Origin of the sequence: Marinobacter sp. NSM, assembly GCF_052380025.1 — a bacterium.
Classification (GTDB): Bacteria; Pseudomonadota; Gammaproteobacteria; order Pseudomonadales; family Oleiphilaceae; genus Marinobacter.
Map to the genome: position 1 here is coordinate 43,807 of NZ_JBQTCK010000010.1, position 26,037 is coordinate 69,843.

General features: G+C 57.5%; 24 protein-coding genes. 9 read left to right on the forward strand and 15 right to left on the reverse strand.

All coding sequences use genetic code 11. The features are described 5' to 3' along the window. Window positions 1-25: 25 nt before the first annotated feature. The 7 genes from ACTZWX_RS16615 to ACTZWX_RS16645 all read right to left on the reverse strand — a co-directional run bounded on the left by ACTZWX_RS16615 (window position 26) and on the right by ACTZWX_RS16645 (window position 4,810). Window positions 26-226, reverse strand: a complete 201-nt coding sequence (locus ACTZWX_RS16615; protein WP_444714856.1) for a DUF2788 domain-containing protein — start codon at window positions 224-226, stop codon at window positions 26-28. 26 nt (window positions 227-252) lie between these two features. Further along, window positions 253-1,023 carry a peroxide stress protein YaaA gene (yaaA, locus tag ACTZWX_RS16620; protein WP_444714857.1) on the reverse strand — a complete coding sequence of 257 codons (771 nt, stop codon included), beginning with the start codon at window positions 1,021-1,023 and terminating at the stop codon, window positions 253-255. Between the two features lie 12 nt (window positions 1,024-1,035). Beyond that, window positions 1,036-1,269: a glutaredoxin family protein gene (locus tag ACTZWX_RS16625; RefSeq protein ID WP_058090219.1), complete on the reverse strand. Its 234-nt coding sequence runs from the start codon at window positions 1,267-1,269 to the stop codon at window positions 1,036-1,038. Next, window positions 1,269-2,021: a YciK family oxidoreductase gene (locus ACTZWX_RS16630; protein WP_444714858.1), complete on the reverse strand. Its 753-nt coding sequence runs from the start codon at window positions 2,019-2,021 to the stop codon at window positions 1,269-1,271. Before ACTZWX_RS16630 ends, ACTZWX_RS16625 begins: the two co-directional genes overlap by 1 nt. Before the next feature lie 65 nt (window positions 2,022-2,086). Next, window positions 2,087-2,752: an HAD family hydrolase gene (locus tag ACTZWX_RS16635; RefSeq protein ID WP_444714859.1), complete on the reverse strand. Its 666-nt coding sequence runs from the start codon at window positions 2,750-2,752 to the stop codon at window positions 2,087-2,089. Next, on the reverse strand, window positions 2,742-3,458 hold the full coding sequence (gene ubiG / locus ACTZWX_RS16640; protein ID WP_444714860.1) for a bifunctional 2-polyprenyl-6-hydroxyphenol methylase/3-demethylubiquinol 3-O-methyltransferase UbiG: 717 nt from the start codon (window positions 3,456-3,458) through the stop codon (window positions 2,742-2,744). The genes ACTZWX_RS16635 and ubiG overlap by 11 nt, the downstream gene beginning before the upstream one ends. A gap of 23 nt (window positions 3,459-3,481) precedes the next feature. Then, window positions 3,482-4,810 (reverse strand): TRZ/ATZ family hydrolase, encoded by a 1,329-nt coding sequence (locus ACTZWX_RS16645; RefSeq protein WP_444714861.1) that lies wholly within the window; start codon window positions 4,808-4,810, stop codon window positions 3,482-3,484. A 194-nt stretch (window positions 4,811-5,004) separates the two neighbouring features. Here ACTZWX_RS16645 and mtnA point away from each other — a divergent pair, with 194 nt between their 5' ends. Next, window positions 5,005-6,060 (forward strand): S-methyl-5-thioribose-1-phosphate isomerase, encoded by a 1,056-nt coding sequence (gene mtnA, locus ACTZWX_RS16650; protein WP_444714862.1) that lies wholly within the window; start codon window positions 5,005-5,007, stop codon window positions 6,058-6,060. Here the strand turns inward: mtnA and ACTZWX_RS16655 are convergent. From ACTZWX_RS16655 to ACTZWX_RS16670, 4 genes are all read right to left on the reverse strand, one after another. Further along, on the reverse strand, window positions 6,049-6,807 hold the full coding sequence (locus ACTZWX_RS16655; protein WP_444714863.1) for a helix-turn-helix domain-containing protein: 759 nt from the start codon (window positions 6,805-6,807) through the stop codon (window positions 6,049-6,051). The two genes, mtnA and ACTZWX_RS16655, sit on opposite strands and share 12 nt — an antisense overlap. A 5-nt stretch (window positions 6,808-6,812) precedes the next feature. Further along, window positions 6,813-8,987 (reverse strand): carboxy terminal-processing peptidase, encoded by a 2,175-nt coding sequence (locus ACTZWX_RS16660; protein WP_444714864.1) that lies wholly within the window; start codon window positions 8,985-8,987, stop codon window positions 6,813-6,815. Window positions 8,988-9,250: 263 nt separating this feature from the next. Continuing rightward, complete coding sequence (locus tag ACTZWX_RS16665; RefSeq protein ID WP_444714865.1) at window positions 9,251-11,401, reverse strand: 3-hydroxyacyl-CoA dehydrogenase NAD-binding domain-containing protein; 2,151 nt, start codon at window positions 11,399-11,401, stop codon at window positions 9,251-9,253. 29 nt (window positions 11,402-11,430) lie between these two features. Continuing rightward, complete coding sequence (locus ACTZWX_RS16670; RefSeq protein ID WP_444714866.1) at window positions 11,431-12,639, reverse strand: acetyl-CoA C-acetyltransferase; 1,209 nt, start codon at window positions 12,637-12,639, stop codon at window positions 11,431-11,433. A 189-nt stretch (window positions 12,640-12,828) separates the two neighbouring features. On the opposite strand from ACTZWX_RS16670, the gene ACTZWX_RS16675 reads away from it, so the two are divergent. Next, entirely contained in the window at window positions 12,829-13,092 is a 264-nt protein-coding gene (locus ACTZWX_RS16675) for a late competence development ComFB family protein (RefSeq protein ID WP_058090209.1), read from the forward strand. A gap of 2 nt (window positions 13,093-13,094) precedes the next feature. Here ACTZWX_RS16675 and ACTZWX_RS16680 read toward each other — a convergent pair whose 3' ends face one another. Further along, entirely contained in the window at window positions 13,095-15,560 is a 2,466-nt protein-coding gene (locus ACTZWX_RS16680) for a DUF349 domain-containing protein (RefSeq protein ID WP_444714867.1), read from the reverse strand. A gap of 146 nt (window positions 15,561-15,706) precedes the next feature. On the opposite strand from ACTZWX_RS16680, the gene ACTZWX_RS16685 reads away from it, so the two are divergent. Then, the gene (locus tag ACTZWX_RS16685) at window positions 15,707-16,180 is read left to right on the forward strand and encodes a regulatory protein RecX (protein WP_444714868.1); all 474 of its coding nucleotides are present in this window, start codon (window positions 15,707-15,709) and stop codon (window positions 16,178-16,180) included. A 42-nt stretch (window positions 16,181-16,222) separates the two neighbouring features. Here ACTZWX_RS16685 and mltF read toward each other — a convergent pair whose 3' ends face one another. Next, the gene (gene mltF / locus ACTZWX_RS16690) at window positions 16,223-17,755 is read right to left on the reverse strand and encodes a membrane-bound lytic murein transglycosylase MltF (protein WP_444714869.1); all 1,533 of its coding nucleotides are present in this window, start codon (window positions 17,753-17,755) and stop codon (window positions 16,223-16,225) included. A gap of 253 nt (window positions 17,756-18,008) precedes the next feature. Here mltF and purL point away from each other — a divergent pair, with 253 nt between their 5' ends. Both purL and ACTZWX_RS16700 read left to right on the forward strand, forming a co-directional pair. Beyond that, entirely contained in the window at window positions 18,009-21,914 is a 3,906-nt protein-coding gene (gene purL / locus ACTZWX_RS16695) for a phosphoribosylformylglycinamidine synthase (protein ID WP_444714870.1), read from the forward strand. A 435-nt stretch (window positions 21,915-22,349) separates the two neighbouring features. Continuing rightward, window positions 22,350-22,661 carry a YqfO family protein gene (locus tag ACTZWX_RS16700; RefSeq protein WP_152438439.1) on the forward strand — a complete coding sequence of 104 codons (312 nt, stop codon included), beginning with the start codon at window positions 22,350-22,352 and terminating at the stop codon, window positions 22,659-22,661. On the opposite strand, the gene ACTZWX_RS16705 is transcribed toward ACTZWX_RS16700, so the two are convergent. Then, window positions 22,662-23,210 carry an NUDIX hydrolase gene (locus tag ACTZWX_RS16705; protein ID WP_444714871.1) on the reverse strand — a complete coding sequence of 183 codons (549 nt, stop codon included), beginning with the start codon at window positions 23,208-23,210 and terminating at the stop codon, window positions 22,662-22,664. A 95-nt stretch (window positions 23,211-23,305) separates the two neighbouring features. On the opposite strand from ACTZWX_RS16705, the gene ACTZWX_RS16710 reads away from it, so the two are divergent. From ACTZWX_RS16710 to purT, 4 genes are read left to right on the forward strand one after another with little or no spacing between them, the layout of a single operon-like run. Further along, a complete protein-coding gene (locus ACTZWX_RS16710) occupies window positions 23,306-23,887 on the forward strand; it encodes an NUDIX hydrolase (protein ID WP_058090203.1) in 582 nt (193 codons plus the stop codon). Between the two features lie 17 nt (window positions 23,888-23,904). Further along, window positions 23,905-24,432 carry a gamma carbonic anhydrase family protein gene (locus tag ACTZWX_RS16715; RefSeq protein WP_444714872.1) on the forward strand — a complete coding sequence of 176 codons (528 nt, stop codon included), beginning with the start codon at window positions 23,905-23,907 and terminating at the stop codon, window positions 24,430-24,432. A 2-nt stretch (window positions 24,433-24,434) separates the two neighbouring features. Then, complete coding sequence (locus ACTZWX_RS16720) at window positions 24,435-24,617, forward strand: DUF1289 domain-containing protein (protein WP_072676999.1); 183 nt, start codon at window positions 24,435-24,437, stop codon at window positions 24,615-24,617. Window positions 24,618-24,639: 22 nt separating this feature from the next. Then, the gene (gene purT, locus ACTZWX_RS16725; RefSeq protein WP_444714873.1) at window positions 24,640-25,842 is read left to right on the forward strand and encodes a formate-dependent phosphoribosylglycinamide formyltransferase; all 1,203 of its coding nucleotides are present in this window, start codon (window positions 24,640-24,642) and stop codon (window positions 25,840-25,842) included. Here the strand turns inward: purT and ACTZWX_RS16730 are convergent. Continuing rightward, a partial coding sequence (locus ACTZWX_RS16730; protein ID WP_444714874.1) for a hypothetical protein occupies window positions 25,834-26,037 on the reverse strand: 204 nt, incomplete at its 5' end. The two genes, purT and ACTZWX_RS16730, sit on opposite strands and share 9 nt — an antisense overlap.

A 26,037-nucleotide genomic window follows, 5' to 3' on the forward strand; every position in this document is an offset into this window, starting at 1 on the left:
GTAAAGTGACGGTTATCCCGGCAGATCAGATATGCATGATCTCAACGAGTACCGTCTTGACGATAAAACCGACGACACCTGCGCCCAATACGGTAAATAAAGCGATCGTGCCGAACTTGCCGGCCTGGGATTTCTTGGCCAGATCCCAGACGATGAAACCCATCCAGACAATAAGGCCCGTCAGAAACACCAGCATGGCGATCTGGGAGAAGACTGCTTCGTTCATGGTTACTCCGATATCAACAAGTACGGTTACTGTTCATCCCGCAGGAAAACCCAATTGTTGTTATCGGATTGGTCTTCACTGAAGTAATAGCCTTCAAGGTTGAATCCCTTGAGGTCGTCGGCCTGGGTGATCTGATTCTGGATGGCGTAGCGGCACATCAGGCCGCGGGCCTTCTTGGCGTAGAAACTGATCATCTTGTACTGGCCGTTTTTCCAGTCCTTGAACTGGGGGGTAATCAGCCGGCCGTCGAGCTGCTTCTTCTGCACGCTCTTGAAGTACTCGTTGGAGGCAAGGTTAACCAGAACCTGATCGTCTTTCGCCAGCAACTCGTTCAGGGCTTCAGTAATCTTGCTGCCCCAGAAAGCGTAAAGATCTTTGCCGCGCTGATTCTCGAATTTGGTGCCCATCTCCAGGCGGTACGGTTGCATCAAGTCCAGTGGTTTGAGCAGGCCGTAGAGGCCGGACAGCATGCGCAGATGTTTCTGGGCGAAGGCGAAATCCTGTTCAGAGAAACTTTCCGCGTCCAGCCCGGTATAGACGTCGCCCTTGAAGGCCAGGATCGCCTGGCGGGCATTGTCTGGTGTAAAGGGGGTATGCCAGGTGCGGAACCTTTCGGCGTTAAGCTGGCCGAGTTTGTCGCTGATGCTCATCAGGTTGCTGACCTGATGCGGCTCCAGTGCTTTGAGCTGGTCGATCAGCTCGCAGGCGTCGTCCAGAAAATCCGGTTGTGTATAGGTTTCCGTCGCCAACGGACTGTCGTAGTCCAGGGTCTTGGCAGGGGAGATGATCATCAACATGTCAGCGGATCCTCATTGCAGAAACGTGAGTAACTGGTCCCTGGTGAACGGCCAGTCCAGCTCCGCGCCGGTGTCGTTACGGCGTAGCACCGGAATGCGTGTGCCGTAGCGCTCAACCAGTTCTTCAGACTGGGCTATGTCTACCACGTCCACCGGGATTGGCTCCGGCATGGGCGTGCTGACCAAAAGCGCTTCCGCCAGCTCGCACAAATGGCACTGGGAGGTGGTGTAAAACAGGAGTTCCATTATTTCTTCGGCTGCGCGTCGATTTGCTGGCCGTTGATATCCTGGCTGTCTTTGCCCATCAGGTACAGGTACACCGGCATCAGTTCTTCCGGCGCCGGGTTCTGGTTCGGGTTTTCTGCCGGATAAGCCAGCACTCTCATATTGGTACGGGTGGCACCGGGGTTCAGACTGTTTACCCGGATGTTGTGGCGGTTGTCATCCAGTTCATCCGCTAGCAGCTGGCTCAGGCCTTCGACGGCAAATTTCGATACCGCATAGGCACCCCAGTAGGCCCGGGCCTGGCGGCCAACGCCCGACGAGGTAAAGATCATCGAGGCATCATCGGATTTGCGCAGCAGGGGAATCATTGCCCGGCTGAGTAAAAACGGGGCCGTGGCATTCACCTGCATCACCTTGTTCCAAATTTCCGGATCATACAGCTCGACCGGGCTGCGGGAGCCCAGAATGCCGGCGTTATGCAGCAAACCATCAAGCCGGCCAAAGTTCTCTTCCAGGGTCATGGCCAGTTCTTCGTATTCCTTGACCGCCGCACCCTCAAAGTTCATCGGTACAATTGCCGGTTGCGGGTGCCCGGCGGCTTCAATTTCATCGTATACCTCTTCCAGCTTGCCTACGGTGCGGCCAACCAGAATGACGGTGGCGCCATGGGCAGCGTAGGCTTTGGCGGCGGCGCGGCCGATGCCGCTACCGGCTCCGGTTACCATGACAATGCGGTCTTTCAGAAGATCGGCGGGTGCCTGGTAATCTTGCATAACCTGTCTCCGTGTTCAGGCGGTTGCTGGCCAGCTTGGGGCCGGTGATGAAATCGAATCGGCGGCTATTGTAACAGCTTTGCCAGGTCGCTGACGGTATCGACAATGATATCGGCTTGCCACAGGTCAACCGACTCCGGCTGCTCGATGTAGCCATAGCGAACGGCGATGGTGTGCATGCCCGCATTCCGGCCTGCTTCAATGTCCCTTTCATGGTCGCCCACGTAGATGGCCTGTTGCGGCTCTGCGCCTATCTCCCTGCAGGCCAGGAACAGCGGCTCAGGGTGTGGTTTGCGCTCGGTCACATGGTCCGGGCAAATCAGCGTGGCGCATCGTTGCGCAAGCCCGAGAGCTTCTATCAGTGGGATAGCAAACCGGGCGGGCTTGTTGGTGACTATGCCCCAGGGAATCGACCGGTTTTCCAGGTTCAGCAGCAACTCGTCCATGCCCTCAAACAGGGTGGTTTCGACGGCAACGCCCGCTCCATACAGGTCCAGAAACGCCGTGTGTTTCTCGAGGTAATCCGGGTGTTCCGGCTCAAGTTCAAAACCGACCCGGATCATTGCCCTGGCGCCGTTGGACACCGACCGCCGGATATACTCTGGCGGCAGCGGTTCCAGGTTATGCTGTTGTCGCAGCAGGTTCAGGCAGCGGATGAAATCCGGGGCGGTATCAATCAGTGTACCGTCCAGGTCAAACAGGACTGCCGAGGGGGGAGTGTCAGTCTTCACGAATATCCCGCGCGTGCATCAGGTAGTTGACGTCGACATCCCGGCCCAGTTTGTACACCTTGGTCAGCGGGTTGTAGGTCATGCCGGTGAGTTCCTGAACTTCCAGGCCGGCCTGGCGCAGGTAATCGGACATTTCCGAAGGCCGGATGAACTTTTTCCACTCATGAGTGCCCTTGGGCAGCATGTTGAGCACGTATTCCGCACCGACAATGGCAAACAGGAACGACTTGGGGTTTCGGTTAATGGTGGAGACAAACATGTGGCCACCCGGGCGCAACATGGCGGCGCAGGCACGAATCACCGAAGCCGGGTCGGGCACATGCTCAAGCATTTCCAGACAGGTGACCGCGTCGTATTGGCCGGCATGTTCCGGGTCTCGCGCCAGCTCTTCAACGGTGGTTTGCCGGTAATCCACTGTCACGCCCGATTCCAGGCCATGCAGTTTGGCCACCGACAGCGGGGCTTCGCCCATATCGATTCCCGTTACATGGGCGCCGCGCAAAGCCATACCCTCAGACAGCAAACCACCGCCACATCCAACATCCAGAACCTTTTTGCCGGCCAGGGCCACCCGCTCGTCGATGTAATTCAGGCGCAGGGGGTTGATGTCGTGCAGGGGTTTGAATTCGCTGGTCGGGTCCCACCAGCGACTGGCCAGCGCCTCAAATTTGGCAATCTCGTTCTGGTCTACGTTCTGGTTGCTCATGGTGCTCTACCTGGATGTAAAGGTTAACTGAGAATCTGTTTGCGCCATTCACTGACCCGAAGCATCAGATCAGGTACGTCGATACGGGTCAGGCGACCGTCCTGTAATTGTGGTACGCCGTGAATCCAGCTGTGGCTTACTGCCCGGCCATGGTTACTGTAAACCAGGTGGGATGCCGGGTCGTAGACCGGCTGCAGGAAGGGGTCGCTCAGGTCAACGGCGATCAGGTCTGCCAGCTTGCCGGGCACCAGGGAACCCAATTCCTGATCCCGTCCAAGCGCCCGTGCACCGTTCAGGGTGGCCATTTCCAGCGCCCGGTGGGCGGACAATGCCGAGGCATCCCCGGCCACCACCTTGGCGACCATGGCGGCGGTTTTCAGCTCACCGAACAGGTCCAGGTCGTTGTTGCTGGCGGCGCCATCGGCGCCGATGGTGACATTGATGCCGTGGTCCATCAGTTTCTGTACCGGGCACAGGCCGCTGGCCAGCTTCAGGTTGGATTCCGGGCAATGCACGATGTGGGCGCCGGAACGCACCAGCTGTTCCAGGTCTGAATCGTCTATCTGGGTCATGTGCACACACTGGGTATTGCTGCCAAGCACCCCCAGTTCTGCCATGCGGGTAACAGGCCGTGTGCCGGTTGTTTTCAGGGCTTCATCGACTTCAAAGGCGGTTTCATGCAGGTGTAGCTGGATAGCAGCGCCTGTTCGCTCCGCGAGGGCGACGGCCTCTTTCAACGGCTGGTCAGAAACCGTGTAGGGGGCATGAGGGCCAATCGCTGGCGTAATGTATTCATCGTTTTGCCATTGTTCGATCAGGGCAGCCCCCTTGCACAGATATTCTTCCGGGCCGGAGCCCCAGACCGTGGGCATATCCATCAGCGGAAAACACACCTGGGCACGCATACCGGCATCGTGGGCCGCCTGGGCTGTCACCTCCGGAAAGAAGTACATGTCGGAGAAGGTTGTCGTACCGGTGCGCAGCATTTCAGCCATCGCCAGCCGTGTACCGTCCAGTACAAACTGCTCACTGACGAACTTGCCTTCGGCGGGCCAGATATGGTCGTTCAGCCAGGTCATCAGAGGCAGATCATCAGCCAGCCCCCGGAACAGGGACATGGCGGTGTGGCCGTGCAGGTTGATTAGCCCCGGCATGACCACATGACGGTCAAGGTTAACCGTTTCGCGGGTGCGGTATTTCCGGTCTGCCTCTGATTGTGGCAGCACGTCTGCAATGCGGCTGCCCTGCAGGATCACCGCCTGGTGCTCCAGCACAACGCCGAAGGGTTCTACGGGAATCAGCCAGCGGGCGTTGATTCGACTATCGGCTGCAGTAATGGTGTCTGCCGTCATTAACCTGCCTTTGTGTTGTGGGGCTTGGCCAAGCCCTGACATTCAGCTGCAAAGTATAACCAGCTGCCGATGGCAGAACTACCCCGGCGGCAAGGTCATGCCTTGCCGGAAGGGCATTGATGCTCAAACCGGGCAGGCAAACGGGCGCCTTGGCGTTATACTGGCGGTTTTCAGTCACCGGAATGGAGTTGACTATGGCAAAACACACTGCCAATCGATCGATGGGCACCGTGGCCCTGCGCTGGCAGGGCGATAGCCTCGAGTTGCTGGACCAACGCCTGCTGCCCGCAGAAGAGCATTGGATTAAAGCTGAAGGCGCTTCCGGTGTCGCCCAGTGCATTACCGATATGGTGGTGCGTGGAGCCCCTGCGATCGGCATCAGTGCCGCCTATGGTGTTGCCCTGGCCGCCAGGCACGCGGGCGCAGGCGATTGGCGGGCAGAGGTGCACAAGGCCATTGACGAGCTGGCGCAATCCAGGCCAACGGCGGTTAACCTGTTCTGGGCTCTTGAGCGCATGAAAGGCCTGTTCGAACGTTGTGAATCCCTGGCTGAAGCCACCCGTCAGCTGGCCGCTGAGGCAGTGCACATTCATGAGGAAGATCTGGCGGCGAACCTTGCTATGGCGGACCATGCGCTGGAAGTCATGGCGCCTGAAAAGGCCATGTCGGTGCTGACGCACTGCAATACCGGTGCCCTGGCAACCGGCGGCTATGGCACGGCCCTCGGTGTGATACGCCGGTTGCACGAGGAAAAGCTGCTGAGCCGTGTGTACGCGGACGAAACCCGGCCCTGGTTGCAGGGCAGCCGGCTGACGGCGTGGGAGCTCACCCGCGACAATATTCCGGTCACCCTGAACGCCGATGGCGCTGCGGCGGCCATCATGGCGTCGGGAAAGGTGAAGTGGGTGGTGGTCGGTGCCGATCGAATTACCGCCAATGGCGATGTGGCGAACAAGATTGGTACTTACAATCTGGCGGTTCTGGCCCGCCATCACAAGGTCGGTTTCATGGTGGTGGCACCCTCCAGCACGGTGGATATGGCGTTGGCGTCTGGCCAGGATATTCCCATTGAAGAGCGTGATGGCACCGAGGTTCGGGAAATCCGGGGAATTCCGCTGGCACCGGCTGGCGTTGAGGTGTTCAACCCGGTGTTTGATGTGACGCCAGCCAGCCTGATTGATGCGATTGTTACGGAAAAAGGTGCGGTCAGGAATCCGAACATCACCGGTATGCGTGCATTATTTGCCTGAGGGCGCTTTTTTCTCGGTAGGCCCGGAGGGCTGAAGGCTTGCCTTCAGTTCCTCCATCTCGGCTTCCTGCTGTTCGATAAAGTGCATCGACATCTCGAAGCTATGGCGTGTGAACTCCAATACCTTGCGGAACCCTTCGTCCGAGAGATTGCGGGCGTCATCATGGCGCCGGAAGATATTGATAAATTCCCGCTCCCGCTCGAACTGCAGGGGAATGCGGCCGATGCCCCAGTCGTTCAGAATCTGCCACACCTCCGGATTGTAGTTTCGGGTGGTGCGCATGATGAACGGAATAGGATCGTTCCTGGCGATCAGTGCCGCCAGGCGGAGAATCAGTTCAAAAGACAGGGTAGACGTGCCGTTTTCAATGGCCTCAAGCAGGGATTTATCCTTAAGGTTCAGCGCCTCGCTCATCTCAGACAGGGTGAGGCCGGCAACCTCCCGGATGTCTCTCAAGGACTGACCGGCAGCGAGCATGGCCCGCAGCTGATCCTGGGAGTTGATCAGTGCCCGGCCAACCCGCAACGAGGTATCGGTGGCCCGGGCACCCAGCCGGAGCGCCGAACCGGTAAAGCCTGCAATACGGTCGAGTATGCCATCTGATGTTTTATGGCGAACGCCCGGATGTTCAATGCTTTCAACCTGCTCCATGGAGCGCATGGCATGGAGAGCGTCCAGCAGCATATCCTGCAGGACGCGGGCCCGTTGGCTGTTTTCCGGTTGATCCTTCGTTGCCCGGTCAGCCATGGCGGTTATCTGGCTGCGGCCTTGGCGGCAAATTGCGCTGGGCTCAGAATCGACGCGGTCCGCTGATCAAGCTCGAGCAGGTCTGCCATGATATGACCACCTTCCCGTATCACAAAGTCCAGCTCTTCATCGGTGGTGTCGAGATCAGCGGCCTGTTCGTCCTGCCATTGTTCCAGCTCGTCCAGGTTCTTGAACGGTTTCTCACCACGCAGTTCCCGACGTGCATTGGCAATAGTCAGCCGAGTCCGTTCGATCTGTTCATGATGCGCTTTGCGTTCATCCATGTTCAGGCTGACGTAGGTCATTTCGCGCTGTTTGGTCAGGAATTCAATTTCCTCTTCGAGCAGGCTGAATTCAGGACTCGCCGAGAATCGGCCTTCATGGCGTTTGCGCAGCTCATCAATCACACCGGTGAAATCAAAGTAACGGGTGTGGGGCACCGCTTCGATCTGATCCCAGGGCAGGGCGTGATCCAGTGCATCTTCACCGATTCGTGAGGTATCGACCCGTGACGGAATCTCGATATCCGGAATGACGCCCTTGTGCTGGGTAGAGCCACCCGACACCCGGTAAAACTTGGACTGGGTGATTTTTAGCTGACCGTGGTTCAGGGGCCGCACCGCCTGCACCGTACCCTTACCGAACGTCTGCGAGCCAACCACAAGGCCGCGGCCGTAATCCTGAATGGCGCCGGCGAAAATTTCGGACGCCGAGGCGCTCATCCGATTCACCAGAACCACCAGCGGGCCATCGTAGGTAACCGAGGGGTCTTCGTCGTTGAGGATCTGCACGTCGTTATTGGCGTTGCGAATCTGTACGGTCGGGCCCTTGTCGATAAATAGGCCAACCAGGTCATTGGCTTCATGCAGAGCACCGCCGCCGTTGTTGCGCAGGTCCATCACCACGCCGTCAACACCCTGTTCTTTGAGTTCGTCCAGCAGTCTGCGAACGTCCCGCGTGGTGCTCTTGTAGTTGGGATCGCCGGCCTGCATGGCCTGGAAATCGGCGTAGAAGGTCGGGATGGTGATCACGCCAACGCGGTAGGTTTCACCGGACCGGTCCAGCTCAATGATGTCCTTACTGGCGCTTTGCTCTTCCAGTTTGACTTCATCCCGGCTGATGGCAATGGTGCGGGTTACGCTTTCGTCAGTGGCATTGGCCGGAATGACTTCTAGGGTGACGGTCGAGTCACGGGGGCCCCGTATCAGGTCGACCACCTCGTCCAGGCGCCAGCCAATGACGTTAACCGGTTTTTCACCTTCCTGGGCCACGGAGATAATACGGTCTGCCGTTTGCAGCTGGCCCTGTTTGGCGGCTGGTCCGCCCGGCACCAGGCGTACCACCTTGGTGTACTCGTTATCGGATTGCAGCACCGCACCAATGCCTTCCAGCGACAGGCTCATGTTGATGTTAAAGTTTTCAGACGTACGCGGTGAGAAATAGGACGTGTGTGGGTCCCACATGCCGGCGAAGGCATTCATGTACGCCTGAAACGCATCTTCGCTGCGGGCCTGATAGGCGCGCTTGAGCTGCCCCTCATATCGACGGCGCAGATTATCTTTGATGGTGTCGTCGTCAGCGCCGTTCAGGCGCTGGGCCAGAACGGCATTCTTGATCCGTTTGATCCACAGGGCATCCAGTGCGTCCTGGTCTGGCTCCCAGTCGGCCTTGGAGCGATCCACCCGAATGCGTTCATCGGTGTTGAAATCGAGCTCATCAAGGCCGTTATCAATAATGTTCAGGGCAAACTGAAGTCGCTCGATAATGCGCTGCTGAACCAGATTATAGATCTCGAACCCTGGCTGAAGCTGGCCCGTTTTCAGGGCAGAACCGAGCCGGGATTTCGCCTTGGCCAGCAGGTCGATATCCTGCTGTGACAGATAGATGCGCTGGCCATCGAGATATTTCAGATACGCATCGAACACATCACCAGACAGTTCATCACTGATGCCGAGATTACGGAAATGGGTGAATTGCAGTTGGCGGGCAATCAGGATGTTGGCCCGGGCCTGGTCAATGGTGGGTGCTACGGGCTGATAGACCGCCGTATCATCAATTTTTGCCTGCGCGACGGACATGCCCGACATCAGCAAAGAGAGTGTCAGTGCCGTGCAAGCACCCACCCTCCTGGCTCTGGATGGCTTGGCGTTACGCTGCATGAGTTTTTCTGCAATGGCCATAAATGTATACCTGACGATACTGGACGGCTGATCAATCGGGTGTCAGCCTAACATGTTCAGACACCGATGACTGCGACGACGGCTATGATCCGTAATGAATTTATTGTAGGCAACCGCTACACCTGTTGCCATAGGCCGGGGGTATCGGTTCGTGACAATATGTCCATATACGTTGCTGCCTATCTTCTTAGATTGGGTCAGGTTGCAGGAAGTAAAGGGAGAGGGGTAAGGGACCGGAGGGGAATCCCCTCCGGTCAGTCGGGTCAGGCGAAGTTTTCGTTGTTTTCTGCCTTTTGCAGCAGCAGTGCCGGCGGCGTGAACCGCTCTCCATACTGGTCCGCCAGTTGCTGAGCCCGCTCCGCGAAGGCGCGAACCCCGTACTGGTTGACGAACTGGATGGCTCCGCCGGTCCAGGGCGCGTAGCCGATACCGAAGATGCTGCCAATGTTGGCGTCTTCCACGGTTCTCAGCACACCTTCCTCAAGACAGCGGATGGTCTCGATGGCCTGCATGAACAGGATGCGATCTTTCAGATCCTGAAGCTGCACACTGCGAGCCTTGGCCTGGTCCACGAACAGGTTTTCCAGTTCCGGCCACAGGTATTTTTTGCCCTTCTGCGGATACTCGTAGAAACCGGCGCCTGCGGCTTTGCCCTTGCGGCCGTGGGTGTCCACCATGGCATCGATGATGGCCTCGGCCGGGTGTGGCTGCCAGGTGCCGCCGGCGGCTTCGGTGTCTTTCTTGCTCTGCGCACGGATGTGCTGCATCAGGGTCATGCTGACTTCGTCGGAGATAGCCAGCGGCCCTACCGGCATACCGGCTAGCAGCCCGGCATTCTCGATACTGGAGGGGTGAATGCCCTCGGCCAGCATGCTGATACCTTCGTTGACAAAGGTGCCGAACACCCGGGAAGTGAAGAAGCCCCGGCTGTCGTTCACCACAATGGGTATCTTGCCGATTTGCTGTACGTAGTCGAACGCCCGCGCCAGGGTGTCATCAGAGGTTTTCTCGCCCACGATGATTTCCACCAGCTGCATCTTGTCGACCGGGGAGAAGAAGTGCAGACCGATGAAGTTGTCCGGCTTGGCGGAGGCGTGGGCCAGTTGGGTAATGGGGATGGTGGAGGTGTTTGAGGCAAAGATGCCGTTGGCGGCCATTTTCGGCTCAGATTCCTGAGTCACTTTGGCTTTCAGGTCGCTGTCTTCGAAGACCGCTTCAATGATCAGGTCGCAACCTTCCAGGTCGTCGGCGGAGGCCGTGGCCTTGATGCGGGCCAGCACTTCGTCTTTCTGGGCTTCGGTCATGCGGCCGCGGCTGACTTTTTTGGCCAGCAGGTTCTCGGAATAGCTTTTGCCTTTCTCCGCATTTTCCACGGAGATGTCCTTCAGTACCACTTCAATACCGCGGCTGGCGGTGGAGTAGGTAATGCCAGCACCCATCATGCCAGCACCCAGTACGCCCACTTTCTTGAAGGTTTCTTTCTCAACACCGTCCGGGCGGCTGCCGCCGGCCTTGATGGCGTTCAGCTGGAACCAGAAGGTGCCGGTCATGTTCTTGGCCACCCGGCCGGTGGCCAGCTCGGCAAAGTAACGGGTTTCAATCAGGCTGCCGTTGTCGAAGTCCACCTGCGCGCCTTCCACGGCGGCGGCCAGAATCCGCTCAGGGGCAGGGTAGCAGCCCTTGGTTTTCTGCTTCAGCATCGCAGGCGCTATGGCCAGTTTCTGGGCCATCGCTGGATGGTGCGGAGCGCCGCCGGGGAACCGGAAGCCTTTCTGGTCCCACGGCTGCTGGCACTTGGGGTTGGCTTCGATGAAGGCCCGGGCCTTGGCGATCATGTCTTCCGGTGAGCTGGCCAGCTCATCCACGATACCGGCCTTCAGGGCGGCTTTCGGGTTTACCTTCTTGCCTTCCATCAGAAACGGAAACGCGGCCTCCAGGCCAATCATCCGCGGCAGGCGTTGGGTGCCGCCACCGCCGGGCAGCAGGCCCAGGGTGACTTCCGGCAGGCCCAGTTGGGTGCGGTCGTCGTCGAGGGCGACCCGGTGATGACAGGCCAGGGCGAGTTCCAGTCCGCCACCCAGGGCCGTACCGTTGATAGCGGCGACTACCGGTTTGCCACAGGTTTCCAGTACGCGCATGTCCGCTTTCAGGCCGTTGACCATGTCTTCGAATTCTTTGGCCTGCTCGCGGGTGACTTTGTAGAGTTCGTTCAGGTCGCCGCCGGCGAAGAAGGTTTTCTTGGCGGAGGCGAGAATAATGCCCTTGATGTTGTCCAGGTCACCTTTGACCTTATTGACGGTTTCGGTCAGGGCGGTCCGAAATTCGCCGTTCATGGTGTTGGCGGACTGGCCTGGCATGTCGATGGTCAGGGTCAGAATCTGGTCTGAACCCAGGTCGTATTTGATGGCACTCATGGTCGGTTCCTTTTAGTTGAAAGTGGCGTTCATACGCGCTCGATGATGGTGGCAATGCCCATGCCGCCGCCCACACACAGGGTGGCCAGGCCGTAGCGCAGTTCGCGGCGTTCCAGTTCATCCAGCAGGGTGCCGAGGATGATGGCGCCGGTGGCACCCAGCGGGTGGCCCATGGCGATGGCGCCGCCGTTGACGTTCACTTTCTCGTCCGGAACGGACAGTTCTTTCTGGAAACGCATGACCACCGAGGCGAAGGCTTCGTTCACTTCAAACAGGTCGATCTGGTCCGCGGTCATGCCGGCTTTCTCCAGCGCCTTGCGGGCCGCAGGGGCCGGGCCGGTGAGCATGATGGTGGGGTCGGTACTGGTAACCGCCGTGGCTACGATGCGGGCGCGGGGTTTCAGGCCCAGCTCCTTGCCCTTGGCTTCGCTGCCGATCAGCATGGCCGTGGCGCCATCCACAATACCGGAGGAGTTGCCGGCGTGGTGCACGTGGTTGATCTTCTCCACGTAGTGGTATTTTTCCCGGGCCACGCCATCAAAACCCATCTCGCCCATCATCTGGAATGAGGGCTTAAGCCCGGCCAGAGACTCCACCGTGGTGTTGCCGCGCACGTGCTCGTCGCGGTCCAGGATCACCACGCCGTTCTGGTCGATGACTGGCACAATGGATTTCGCAAAGTAGCCCTTTTCCCAGGCGCTGGCCGCTTTTTGCTGGGATTTTACGGCAAAGCCATCGACATCTTCGCGACTGAAGCCTTCAAGAGTGGCGATCAGATCGGCACCGATGCCCTGGGGCATGAAACCGGTGTGCAGGTTGGTTTCCGGGTCGGTTGCCCAGGCGCCGCCATCGGAGCCCATCGGAACGCGAGACATCGCCTCTACACCACCGGCAACTACCATGTCTTCCCAGCCGGAACGTACTTTCATGGCGGCCAGATTCACGGCTTCCAGGCCGGAGGCACAAAAGCGGTTCAGGGTGACGCCGGCCACTTTTTCGTCCCAGTCGGCTGCGAGTGCGGCAGTTTTGGCGATATCCGCGCCCTGATCGCCCACGGCGGTGACACAACCCATCACGATGTCGTCTACCTGGGCGGTATCGAGCTGGTTACGCTCCTGCAGGGCCTTGAGCACGGTGGTCAGCAGGGAGATAGGTTTGACGCTGTGCAAAGATCCGTCTTTCTTTCCGCGGCCGCGTGGCGTGCGGACGGCATCGAAGATATACGCCTCGGTTGTCATGGTTGTTCCTCTGTTGATTGTTTTCCGGGCATGTTGATTCAGAGCAGTAACCATAGCGGTTACTCGCCGGGCTGGGTAATGACAGGCGCTGCCAATCCCATTGGCTAAATTGCTCAGGCACAGTGACAGCGGGGTGTTCGCCCTCTATGTTGAAGAGTAAATCATCAGCAACCCGGCATAGGTGTGGTCATGTCACTGAGAGACGCTATCGACAATTTCTACGAACGGTTGGTGCTGGACGCCATTGATGCCACACGGCAGGAAACGGACACGGCGGATTACCTGACAGACGTGATGTGTGTGGCGTTGAACCGCTTACCCGCCCGTTACTATCGGCACACCATCGATATGATGTTCTACCTGGCGGATGAAGAGTTGAAAGAGATGAAACAAAAATCCCTGGCCGCGGTGAAGCAGGCCAGGGATTTTGTCAGTGAGCACCAGCGGGATTGAGTTCAGTCCGACGCAAGCATGGCGTCCAACGCCCGGTTCAGACGGTCGGCATTTTCCGGCGTTACATCATCGCCGCCAGGCTGGCTGCACCATAGGGCCACCAGTCTTTCCAGTTCTTTGAGGGGCGTTTCGGTCTCGCCATTACCGAGCCCCTCGGCCAGCCTCTGAACCTGAATTTCCATCCGGCGCTGCTGGTCCTGTTCCGGAGTGGGTGCGCCCGCCAGAATTTCGGCCCGTATGGCCAGATCTTTGCCAGCTAATCGGTCGGTTCCGTTGCTCAATTTGGCCCAATGGGGCGGCAGGGCATCGTCGGCCAGGCGCCCTTGGGCCTTGTCGGTGATCAGCGTTTTCCAGGACTCGAGAGTATTGGCCATTGCTCTAGCCTGGGTAATCCTGTCCAGCCGTTGCCGCAGCTGCTGAACCCGTTCTCTAACCTCACCCGAAAGCGCGCCGCCGGCAACCTGCTTTACCGCAGCCCGGGCTTCACTCAGCATGGCTTCATCGGCTTCTGCGTCCAGATGTTGGTATTGAGCCAGCACGACCTGTGCGGCCTGGTCCGCCTCTTCTGTCGCCTGCTGACGTGCTGAACGCTGGGCATCACGGCGCGCGAAAATCTGGTCACAGGCTTTGCGGAATGCCTGCCACATTTTGCGATCTTCCCGGTGGCGGGTAATGCCGATGGCTTTCCATTCGGTTTGCAGGGCCTTCGCCTGCTCCATGGCTTCCTGTAGGGGTTCGTGCTCAATCAGTGCCCTGGCGCGGTCAACAATGGCCTGTTTCAGAGCTTCGTTCTTAAGGCGTTCATCGTCAAGCGGGCGTTCCAATTGTTTGAGAAGCTCGTCAAAACGCTTCTGAACCAGGCGATTGTCTTTGAAATCCACCGGCCAGGCGCTTTTCCATTCCTGGCGGGCGGTTTGGTGAATGCGTTCTGCCGCCTTCCAGTCAATAGAAGACCAGTCGGCATTGGCCAGGAAGTGCTCCAGTTGGTCACAGATCGCCTCCCGCGTGTGCAGGTTGGCTTGTTTCAGATCCGATTTTGCCTCAAAGTAGGCTTTGCAGGGCTCGTAGGCTGTATCGGACGCCGCCTTGAAACGGCTCCAGAGCGACCGGTCGGATGAGCCGCCCAAGTCGCGCCATTCGTTCTGCAATTCTTTGATGCGCTCGGCTTTGATCTCCGGCTCAATGGGCTGATCCGCGAGGTGCTCCATCTGTTCACAGAGGGCGAGTTGTTTGGGTTCCGTCACAAACCCTTGCCAGTCGCTCAGCTCCCGGAACTGGCCGGTGAGCAGTTGCATCCTGGCCTGAAGCTGTTTGCGCTGGCGACCGTCCAATTGTTGGAACTGGTTCTGGGCGAGCTTGAGCAGCTGCTTGGATTCTTTGAACTGCTTGGCCTCGAGGGCCGATTCCAGCTTTGGAAGGGTGTTGTGCAGTGCCTCGGAAGCGGCTTTCTGCTCGTCCCGGTTGCCGCCGGCCGGCTGTGCTGGCCGTGGTTTGCCCGCCAGTTTGCGAACCGGCGCAAGCTCAGCTGGCTGGGGGAAGTCTGATGGCCACTCAATTTCCTTCAGCAGCTCAAGGGCTTTCTGACGATGGCCATCGTCAGCCTCATCAGTACCTGCCACCTGTGTTAGTTCAGAGAGAGTGTCCCTGGCCTGGGTAAACCTGCGAACGGCGCTGAGATAGTTGCGCAGCGCCAGCATTCGCGATTCGTAATCTTTTTGCTCCTGCTTCTCCACCTGGGTATCCCGGGTGGCTTCCAGCCATCGGTTTTCCTGGGTCTTTTGCAGGGCATCCAGGGCGGATAGGGAGGGTAGGGCGCTGGATTCCTGGGAAGTCAGGTCGCTCAGGGTCTGCTCAAGCAGGGCCAGTGTCTCTGAGCGTTGAAGTGCCTGTTCCCGGTGGCGTGCCTCTTCCTGCCGCGCCTGTTCCATCTGTTTCAGGCGCTCCCGGCACTGGTGCACGGCTTCCAGAAACTGCTGGGATTGCTCTGCTGTGGCGCTTGACTGGACCTCACTCCAGTTATCCTGCAGTGCTTCTAGCCGCGCCTGATAGAGTTTGAGGTCTTCACTGGCGGCCTGATCTTCAGCCTGGCCGATCAGGGTTTTGATTCTCTGGCGAACGGCGGTTTCGGCAGCTTGCTGTTCCTTCTGGCTTTGAAGGCTCTGCTTGACGGTCTGGTAAACACTTTTGTCCCGGCCCTTGGCCCGTTTCTGGACTTGCTGTAGCTGGATCTCATCTGTAAGAGCGGCGGCAGCTTCAAGCCGGATGGTTGCGGTCAACCCGTCAATCGCCAATGTGGCCAGTTGGGCCTGGTCCGGGTTGCTTCCGAGTTGTTGTTCCTGCTGTTTTTTTAGGAGCTGCCTGGTTTCTTCCTGTGAGGGTTGACTGGGTTCAGATTTTGCCGGTGTCCGGTGTGCGGTTGCCGGGTTGGCCTTGCGAGACTTGAACAGTTTCTGAATGAATGCAGCCATACAAAGGTATCCTTCGGGATTGAAACCAGTCAGCAGTGGCGGCAAAGTGAGCCGCCACCGTTCATCGGCTCACAGGCGTGGGCCGGGTAGTTGAAAGAATCGGCCGCTAGTCTAGCGTTTTGGATGCATTTGCGGGAAGGGGCTTTATGGCAAAACACGAAAAAGATCAGGACCCGGAATACAGAGCCCGCTCTGCGGCACTGCGCCTGCTTGCCCGCAGAGAGCACAGTCGTTACGAGCTGGTATTAAAGCTGCGGCAACGGCGTATTGAAGGCGATCTGATTGATACTGTCCTGGATGAGTATGAGCGCGAAGGCTGGCTGAACGATCAGCGCTTTGCCGATGTGTATGCCCGGCAGAGAATGGACCTTGGCTATGGGCCCTTGCGGATTCTGGCAGAGCTGCAAAAGCGGGGCGTTCATCTCACTCCGGAATGTCTCGATGAAGTCTCAGAGGAAGACTGGTGCCAGCGAGCTGTCCGCTTGCGTGCCAAACGTTACGGCCTGGGGCGGCTGGACGATGATTTGCCGGAGAAGCTGCGGCAGGCACGATTCCTGAGTCGCAGAGGCTTCTCTGCTAATCAGGTAGAGCGGGCGCTGGAAGCGCGTGAGGAAGAATGAGGCGATGAGTTCTCGTGGTGAGTCTGGGGAGCATTTGCCCACTTACAGAGTGGGCGGAATCATCCCCAGTTCCGGCGGCAAGGCTGCCCGCAAGTCCGGCTCCGGCGTCTCAGGTGATTCTGCCTGTGCGGCTGTTTCTCCAGGCTGCCGATCAAGCCACACCACTTCCTGATCAGCGTCAGGTTTGGGTTGGTCGGGTTCCGTAATGCGGGTGAGTACATCGTAATACCGGCGAATGTTCTGAACGTACACCACCGGTTCGTGGCCGCGGGCATAGCCAAATCGGGTTTTGGTGTACCACTCTTTCTGGGCCAGCAGCGGCAGAAATTCTTTAACATCCATCCAGCGATCTGGATTTCTTCCGGCGGATTCCGTCAACCTTCTCGCATCTTCCAGGTGGCCGAACCCGACATTGTAAGACGCCAGGGCGAACCAGGTGCGGTCAGGCTCCGGAATACGCTCGGGGATCTTGGCGTGCACCATCTTGAAATAGCGGGCGCCACCTTCAATGCTCTCTTCAGGATCAAGGCGGTTGTTGATGCCGATGTAGCTGGCGGTGGTGCGGGTGAGCATCATCAAGCCCCGAACCCCGGTGGGTGACACTGCATTCGGGCGCCAGTGGGATTCCTGGTAACCGATCGCAGCCAGCAGTCGCCAGTCGAGGTCAATGTCTCTTGCGTAGTCCTGGAACAGAGACTGGTACTTCGGCAGGCGATTTTCCACGTGGTGCATAAATGTGCGCGCGCCTACATAGTTCAAACGGTCGAGGTGGCCGTAAAAGCGTTCTGCCAGTTGGGCCATCGAGCCATTACCCTGCGCTCTCTCCAGAAACTCTATGGCAGCGTTTGCCAGTGTCTCATCCTGGGCAATCGGGAACAGCCACACCAGGTCTCTGGGCTCACCTAGAGCAAACCCTTCCTTGACCATGGGAAAGTAGACATGGTTCAGGTCCAGCTCATTCGATGAAACGGCAGCGTAGGCAATTTCTCCGGATTCAACCCTCGCCAGCAGCCCCGCAGCATCCAGCCCAGGATGGATGTGCCGGTGAATCAGGGCACCTTCCGGGTCATCGGCAATCAGGTGCTCATGGTTGCTGTCAGCGAGCAGGTGCAGGGTTTCACCGCCAAGGTCAGCCAGTGAGGCTGGACGGGGGAAGTCACGGTTATAAACCACAACCGATTGCGCCTGCACGCCGATGGGAACTGCGCGATACCTGCTTTCAAAATCGGGTTGCTCGGCCAGGCCGGCGAGGCCGATGTGGGCGTAGTTACGCGAGAGTACGGAGAGAATCTCGGTGTTGTCTTCGGCCACCCGCACACGCAGTTCGACCCCCAGTTCTTCAGCGAACCGGCGGGCAAGCTCGTAATCGTATCCGGTTGGTGCGTCTCGGCCCTCGTAATAGATGGAAGGCGCTACGCGGGTAATCACGTGAAGCACACCCACGTTCCTGACCTCCTGGAGCGTGGTCGGGCGGGAACAGCCGGTCGCGGACAATGCTGTGGTCAATACTAACGCCAGCGGAAAACTGGTACTGCGAAGATGCCTGAAAAATCGCGACAAATCCCTGATCTCCATATTGCTCAATGTTCAGGAGGATGTGACCGGGTCACTGTTTTTCCTGTTTTATGATGCCTGAGGCTTTCCATGCGCCTGACCAATGATCCCCTGAGACTTCAGCGGGGTCAATCAAACTGATTAATTACTGTGCAAAACAATGTTAATTGTACAGCTGCTAAAGAACCTACCTTGCGCTGTATCCTGCGTTCGGTTTCAAGTATCATGGCGGCCTTTCAGACGTCCCCCGATTCGCGCGATACAGGTTGATATCATGCTTGAACTTCGCGGCGCTCCCGCGCTCTCGCCTTTCCGTTCCAGAAAGCTGCACTCCCGGATTCAGCAACTTGTTCCTGATGTGGAGCATGTATACGCCGAATTCATGCACTTTGTGGATCTCGATGCCGACCTTTCCGATGCGGAACAGGCAATACTTGATCGCCTTCTGACCTACGGGCCCAGTGTCGAACTGGAGCAGCCAGATGGTGTTTTGTTTCTGGTGGTCCCGCGCCCGGGCACACTTTCTCCGTGGTCCAGCAAGGCTACCGATATCGCTCGCAACTGTGGCCTGCGACAGATTCGCAGAATTGAACGCGGTATCGCTTACTACGTGCGCTCTTCCAGCAAGCTTGGCCTCGAACAGCGAGAAAAAATTGCAACCCTGCTGCATGACCGAATGACCCAGAAAGTATTCCATGAGACGGGTGGCGCCGAGTTGCTGTTCAGTCATGACGAGCCCCGGCCCCTCGGCCGGGTGCCGGTGTTGGCCGGTGGACGGGGTGCTTTGGTTGAGGCAAACGGGCGCCTCGGCCTTGCCCTGGCCGACGACGAGATCGATTACCTGGTAACGGCGTTCACCGACCTTGAGCGTGATCCGACAGACGTCGAGCTGATGATGTTTGCCCAGGCAAACTCGGAGCATTGCCGCCACAAGATCTTTAACGCCTCCTGGGATATTGATGGCGAAGGCCAGGAAAAATCCCTGTTTGCAATGATCAAGAACACCTTCGAGATGAACAGCGAAGGTGTGCTCTCCGCCTATAAGGATAACGCTGCAGTTATTACCGGCAGCGAGGCGGGCCGTTTCTTCCCGGCGCCGGAAACCGGTGTTTACAGTTATAACCGGGAGCCGGTGCATATTCTGATGAAGGTGGAAACCCATAACCATCCGACTGCGATCTCACCCTTTGCCGGCGCCGCAACAGGCTCCGGTGGCGAGATCCGCGATGAAGGTGCGACCGGCCGTGGTTCCAAGCCCAAGGCGGGCCTTGCCGGCTTTACCGTTTCCAACCTTAATATTCCGGGCGACGAGCAGCCATGGGAGTTTGGTTACGGCAAGCCGGACCGGATCGCCTCGCCGCTGGATATCATGATTGAAGGTCCAATCGGTGGTGCCGCTTTCAATAATGAGTTTGGCCGACCCAACCTGGCGGGTTACTTCCGGACTTTTGAAGAGAAGGTTCCCGGTGCGGCGGGCGAAGAAGTGCGTGGTTACCACAAGCCCATCATGATTGCCGGCGGCCTGGGTAACATTCGCGAGAATCACGTCGAGAAGGGCAATATCCCGGTTGGCGCCAAACTGATCGTGCTGGGCGGCCCTTCCATGCTGATCGGACTTGGAGGTGGCGCTGCGTCCTCCATGGATTCCGGTTCCAGCAATGAGAATCTGGATTTTGCGTCGGTTCAGCGGGACAACCCCGAGATGGAACGCCGTTGCCAGGAGGTGATTGACCGCTGCTGGCAGATGGGGGAAGACAACCCGATTTGCTTCATCCACGATGTGGGCGCGGGTGGTCTCTCCAACGCCATGCCTGAACTGGTCAAAGATGGTGGCCGGGGCGGCAAGTTCGAATTGCGTGACATCCCGAGTGACGAGCCGGGCATGTCACCCCTGGAAATCTGGTGTAACGAATCCCAGGAACGCTACGTGATGGCCGTGGCACTGGAAAATCTGGACTTGTTCGATGCCCTTTGCCGCCGTGAACGCTGTCCTTATGCCGTGATCGGTGAAGCTACCGAAGCGCACCACCTGGAACTGGGCGACTCCTATTTTGATGACAAGCCTGTCGATCTGCCAATGGAAGTGTTGTTTGGCAAACCGCCGAGAATGCATCGCAGTGTTGCGCGTTCGTCGTTTACCAAACCGATCTTCGATTCCACCAAGATCGATTTGCACGATGCCATTCGTCGCGTACTCCGCTTGCCGTCGGTGGGCTCCAAGAGCTTCCTGATTACCATTGGTGACCGCACCATTACCGGGCTGGTCGCACGCGATCAGATGGTTGGTCCCTGGCAGGTGCCGGTTAGCGATGTGGCCGTTACCGCGGCATCCTTCGACGTGCGCACCGGTGAGGGCATGGCCATGGGCGAGCGCACGCCGCTGGCGGTGATTGATGCTCCGGCTTCAGGCCGAATGGCCGTGGGTGAAGTGATTACCAACCTGGCGGCGGCGGCAATCGGTAAGCTCTCTGACATTCGTTTATCGGCTAACTGGATGGCCGCGGCTGGTCACCCGGGTGAAGACGAGAACCTCTACGAGACCGTAAAAGCCGTTGGTATGGAACTGTGTCCGGCCCTGGGTATTACCATTCCGGTGGGTAAAGATTCCATGTCGATGAAAACCACCTGGGAAGAGGACAACGGTGAGCAGAAGAGTGTTACCGCACCGCTGTCTCTGATCGTCAGTGGTTTTGCGCCGGTAACCGACGTTGCCCGCACACTTACTCCCCAGTTGCGATCGGATGCCGGTGAGACAGACCTTATTCTGATTGATCTGGCCGCCGGTCAGAATCGCCTTGGTGGTTCTGCACTGGCGCAGGTGTATCGTCAGGTTGGCGCCGTAGCACCTGATCTGGATGATCCGGAAGACATCAAGGCTTTCTTTGCAGTTGTGCAGGGCTTGAACGCAGACGGCAAGGTGCTGGCGTATCATGACCGCTCAGACGGTGGTCTGTTTGTCACGCTGGCGGAAATGGCGTTTGCAGGCCGGACAGGTCTGGACATCAAGCTGGATGGTCTTGCCGAAGACCGCTCCCAGTTTGCCCGTGAGCTCTTCAACGAAGAACTGGGCGCTGTGATCCAGGTTCGCCGTGACGACACCAGCTTCGTCCTGCAGCAGTTCTCGGCCGCCGGTCTGGGCGACCATACAAGCGTTGTGGGCACACTGAATGACAAGGACCGCGTGCGCCTGACATTCGGTGGTGACACCGTGGTGGATGAATCCCGTAGCGAGCTGCAGCGTCTTTGGGCGGAAACCAGTTACCGTATCCAGTCGCTGCGGGATAACGCGGACTGCGCCCAGGAAGAGTTCGACAACCTACTGGACGAGAACGATCCGGGTTTGAGTGTTGAGCTTAGTTACGACATCAATGAAGACATTGCTGCGCCGTATATCAGTACCGGTGCACGGCCGAAGGTTGCGGTGCTTCGGGAGCAGGGCGTTAACGGCCAGGTTGAAATGGCTGCGGCGTTTGATCGGGCCGGTTTCGAGGCAGTAGACGTCCATATGAGCGATCTGCTGTCCGGTCGCATTACGCTCGAGACATTCCAGAGCTTGGTTGCCTGCGGTGGTTTCTCCTACGGCGATGTTCTGGGCGCCGGTGAGGGTTGGGCCAAGTCCATTCTGTTCAATGATCGGGTGCGAGATCAGTTTGCTGCCTTCTTCAACCGTCAGGACACTCTCGCGTTGGGCGTTTGCAATGGTTGCCAGATGCTTTCCAACTTGCATGAACTGATTCCGGGAAGCGAAGGTTGGCCGCGTTTTGTACGTAACCAGTCTGAACAGTTTGAGGCCCGCCTGGTCATGGTGGAGGTGGCGCAGTCACCGTCTGCGTTCCTTGATGGCATGGCCGGTTCTCGCATGCCGATTGCCGTTGCCCATGGTGAGGGTCGAGTGGAGTTTGCCTCCGGTAATTCGGCTCAGTCCCTTGCGGACAACGAGTTGGTGGCCATGCGGTATGTGGACAATCGGGGCCAGCAGACCTCGCGGTATCCTTATAATCCCAACGGTTCAGAGGCTGGCATTACTGGTGTTACATCCCGGGATGGCCGGGTGACCATCATGATGCCGCACCCAGAGCGTGTCTTCCGGGCGGTGCAGCACTCCTGGCGGCCAGATGGCTGGCAGGAAGATGGTCCCTGGATCCGCATGTTCAGGAATGCGAGGCGCTGGCTTGGCTGATTAAGCCAGTCAATCCGGGTGTGGTGGAAACCGGTCTGAAGAGTGTCCCTGAAGGGGCATTTCTCGGACCGGTTTTTTTTATGCTCAATGATGACGCTTGCTGCGCAAAAAGCGAGCAAATAAAATCGCTAAAAGTTCTGAAATTTGTCAGTCAAGGCCTTGACTAGAGAACTTTATGCACATTCCTGGTGCTTTGCTGGCTGAACTGTGAACAAAGTCCAAGAATTGCGTTCATTTTTTGCTCTAGCTTCGTAAGGCATTGAAAAATATAAATAAAAACAAACGGGCGATTTTGTCGCCAATTTAAGGGGAGGTCAGTAACTGTGGGGGTTGGAGGCCGATTCCCAAAAACTTTCCCCAGAGTTATCCACAGATTCTGTGGGTAAGTTTGTAATGCCTTGTTCCGGATAAAAGTTGACCAATTTGAGGGTGCCTATGTACAAGCTTTGCTACTTCGTGCCGGAGAGCCATCTTGAGCAAACCAAGCAGGCATTATTTGATGCTGGCGCGGGAAGAATCGGTGATTACGACAGCTGCGCATGGCAGTGTGAAGGTGAGGGGCAGTTCCGACCCCTGGCGGGAAGCGATCCGTTTCTGGGGAGCCAGGGAGAGCTTGAGCGTGTTCGGGAATTCAAGGTGGAACTGGTGTGCAGCGATGAACTCATCAAGCCTGCGCTTGATGCACTCAAACAGGCCCATCCTTATGAAGAACCTGCCTACGAGGTGTATCGCCTGGAAACGTTCTGATCAGGTTTTTTTCGCCATAGGGTGGCGAATATCAGTGACATGGACGTTATAGGCGTCAGACTTCATATCCACAAGGAACAGCTCAAGCGTTTTGCGTACCGTGGGGAAAGATATCTCATCCCAGGGAATATCGCCCGGCTCGAACAGTTTTGATTCCAGAGATTCTTCTCCGGCGCCGAATAGGCCGTCTCTAAGTGTGGCACGGTAGAACATGTGGACCTGGTTGATGTGCGGAACATCGATGATGGAGTAAAGTCCCTGAATGTCCACTTCCGCCAGTGCTTCCTCGCGGGTTTCCCGGGCTGCTGCTTCTATCGTCGTTTCTGCATTTTCCATGAAGCCTGCCGGCAGAGTCCAATAGCCATACCGAGGTTCGATGGCTCGGCGACATAGCAGGATTCTGCCTTCCCATACGGGAACCGTACCGGCGACAATCCGCGGGTTCTGGTAATGTATGGTCTCGCAGCTGATGCAAACATAACGGTGCCGATTGTCGCCTTCGGGAACGCGTTGCTCAACCGGTTGGCCGCAAGTGCTGCAATACTTCATCGTTTTCCCCGTATACTGAGTGTCCGTTGGTAGTCAGTTTAACGATCCGGACTGCCTCTGTCTCACTCAATATCAGGAAGTTGCCGGAGTAAAGAGTGCAAGACCTGTTAACCGAGCGATTGTCGAATTACGCGCCCAGACAACTGGCACTGGACTACCCTGAAGCCGGTATCCTGGTGCCTATTACGGATAACGAGCGTGATCCGGAGATGATTTTTACCCTGAGGTCATCCAACCTCAAAACGCATCGGGGGCAGGTGGCCTATCCTGGCGGCAAGCGGGATCCTGACGACGCCTCCCTGATTGCAACCGCATTGCGTGAAACCCACGAAGAAATCGGTCTGCCCCCGGATCAGGTAAAAGTCATTGCGCCGTTAAGCCAGGTTATGTCGCTGCACCGTATCCTTGTCACTCCATACGTGGGCGTTGTGCCAGGCGATCATCCCCTGGAGCCAAACCCCCACGAGATCGAAAGTGTCTTCCGTGTTCCGATCTCCTGGTTTCTGGAAGATCAAAGGGAGCGTACCGATACGCTCAGTTTTCTGAACAGCACTCTGTACGTGCCCTGCTATCGTTGGCAGCAGTATCAGATATGGGGGTTGTCTGCGGTGGTGCTGGTTGATTTTCTGAATGCTGTGTACGATGCCGGAATCGATATTCTCGAGCCACCCCGTTGAATTAGCCGGAGAGATTGATGTTTTACAGAATTGACCAATATCACCCAGAAAAGGAAGGCGATGGCCAGTTTGTCGCCCACAACGCCACGGTGATCGGGCGCGTAAAGCTGATGGAAAAATCGAGTATCTGGTTCAATGTTGTCATTCGTGGTGATAACGAACCGATTACGATCGGCCCCGAAACGAACGTACAGGATGGCTCAGTACTGCATACCGACCCGGGCATTCCGCTAACCCTCGGGCGTGGGGTGACGGTTGGCCACAAAGCCATGCTGCACGGATGCGAGATCGGCGACTACTCCCTGGTTGGGATCAATGCGGTGATTCTGAACGGCGCGAAGATTGGCAAACACTGTCTGATCGGAGCAAATACTCTGATCCCGGAGGGTATGGAAGTGCCGGATGGCTCGATGGTGGTGGGCTCTCCAGGGAAAATTCGCCGCGAACTCAACGATAACCAGAAAAAGATGCTCGAGTTCAGCGCAATGCACTATGTAAAAAATGCAGAACGCTACCTGGCGACACTGACAAAGGTGGATATCTGAAGATGAAGGTGGCCGACAAGGTTCGATCGCCATGCGTGAATGTTTGCGCGCTGGACGAAAATGACATGTGTATCGGTTGCCAGCGCACAGGAGATGAAATCCTCCGCTGGACCACCATGAGTAATGACGAGCGACGGGAGGTTCTGCTGAAAGTGGCGGAACGGGAAAAGCAGGTCGCACTCTGACAGTAACAGGACATCAAACTATATGACTGGTTCAAACAGAACGGTGCGTATTGGCACGCCTCTGAAGCCATCGGCGACCCGTGTGCTTTTTTGCGGTGCCGGGGAGCTCGGGAAAGAGGTGGTTATAGAGCTGCAACGTTTCGGCATAGAAGTGATTGCAGTCGACCGATACGAGAATGCGCCCGCCATGCAGGTTGCGCATCGGAGCCACGTTATCGATATGCTGGATGGTGCAGCGTTGCGCGCCATCGTTGAAGCGGAGAAGCCTGACCTGATCGTTCCGGAGATTGAGGCGATTGCCACCGCCGAGCTGGTTCGATTGGAGGAAGAAGGCTACAACGTGGTGCCCACCGCCCGGGCGGTCAATCTGACCATGAATCGCGAAGGTATCCGCCGGCTTGCGGCTGAGGAGCTTGGGCTAAGCACATCAAAGTACCGTTTTGCCGGTACCAGGGAAGAGTATCTGGCTGCCATTGATGAGGTCGGGTTGCCATTGGTGGTGAAGCCGGTTATGAGCTCGTCCGGTAAAGGTCAGAGTACGGTGAAGAGTGCAGCGGAGGTAGAGGCTGCTTGGGAGTACGCCCAAACCGGTGGTAGGGCTGGTAAGGGTCGGGTGATCGTCGAAGGCTTTGTGGACTTTGACTATGAAATCACCCTGCTGACAGTGAGGCATCGCGATGGTATTTCATTCTGTGATCCGATTGGTCACAGGCAGGAAGACGGCGATTACCGTGAGTCATGGCAGCCACACCCTATGTCCGATGCGGCGTTTACCCGAGCAACAGAGATTGCACGGGCAGTGGTAGAGAATCTGGGTGGCTACGGCATCTACGGTGTTGAGCTGTTCATTAAGGGTGACCAGGTATGGTTCTCGGAGGTTTCTCCCAGACCCCACGATACTGGCCTGGTCACCTTGATGTCCCAGGACCTTTCAGAGTTCGCGCTGCATGCCCGCGCCATTTTGGGTATGCCCATCCCTGCCATTCGCCAACAGGGCCCAACCGCGTCGGCGGTCATCCTGCCGGAGGGAGATTTCGATAACGTGGTGTTCTCGGGGCTGGAACATGCCCTGGCAGAGCCTGATACCCAGGTTCGCCTGTTCGGTAAGCCGGAGTTGAAAGGGCGTCGGCGTATGGGTGTTGCCCTCGCCAAAGGCAGTACTATAGAAGAAGCGCGCCAGCGTGCAATCAAGGTAGCGCAGCAGGTTAAAGTGGAGCTAGACTGAAAGGGTGGATGAGGGCTTTCTGATGGCTGGAAAGTGGCCTTCCGAAAAAAGTTCAAATCCACCGTTGACTCCTCGGCAGAGGTCTGTAGAATGCTCGTCTCGCTTGAGGGGCTGGCCACTGAGAAGGGGTAAAGCTTCGGCGATAACTGCTTGAAAGCACTGAAGAAAAAGTTCAAAAGATTCTTCAGAAAGCGG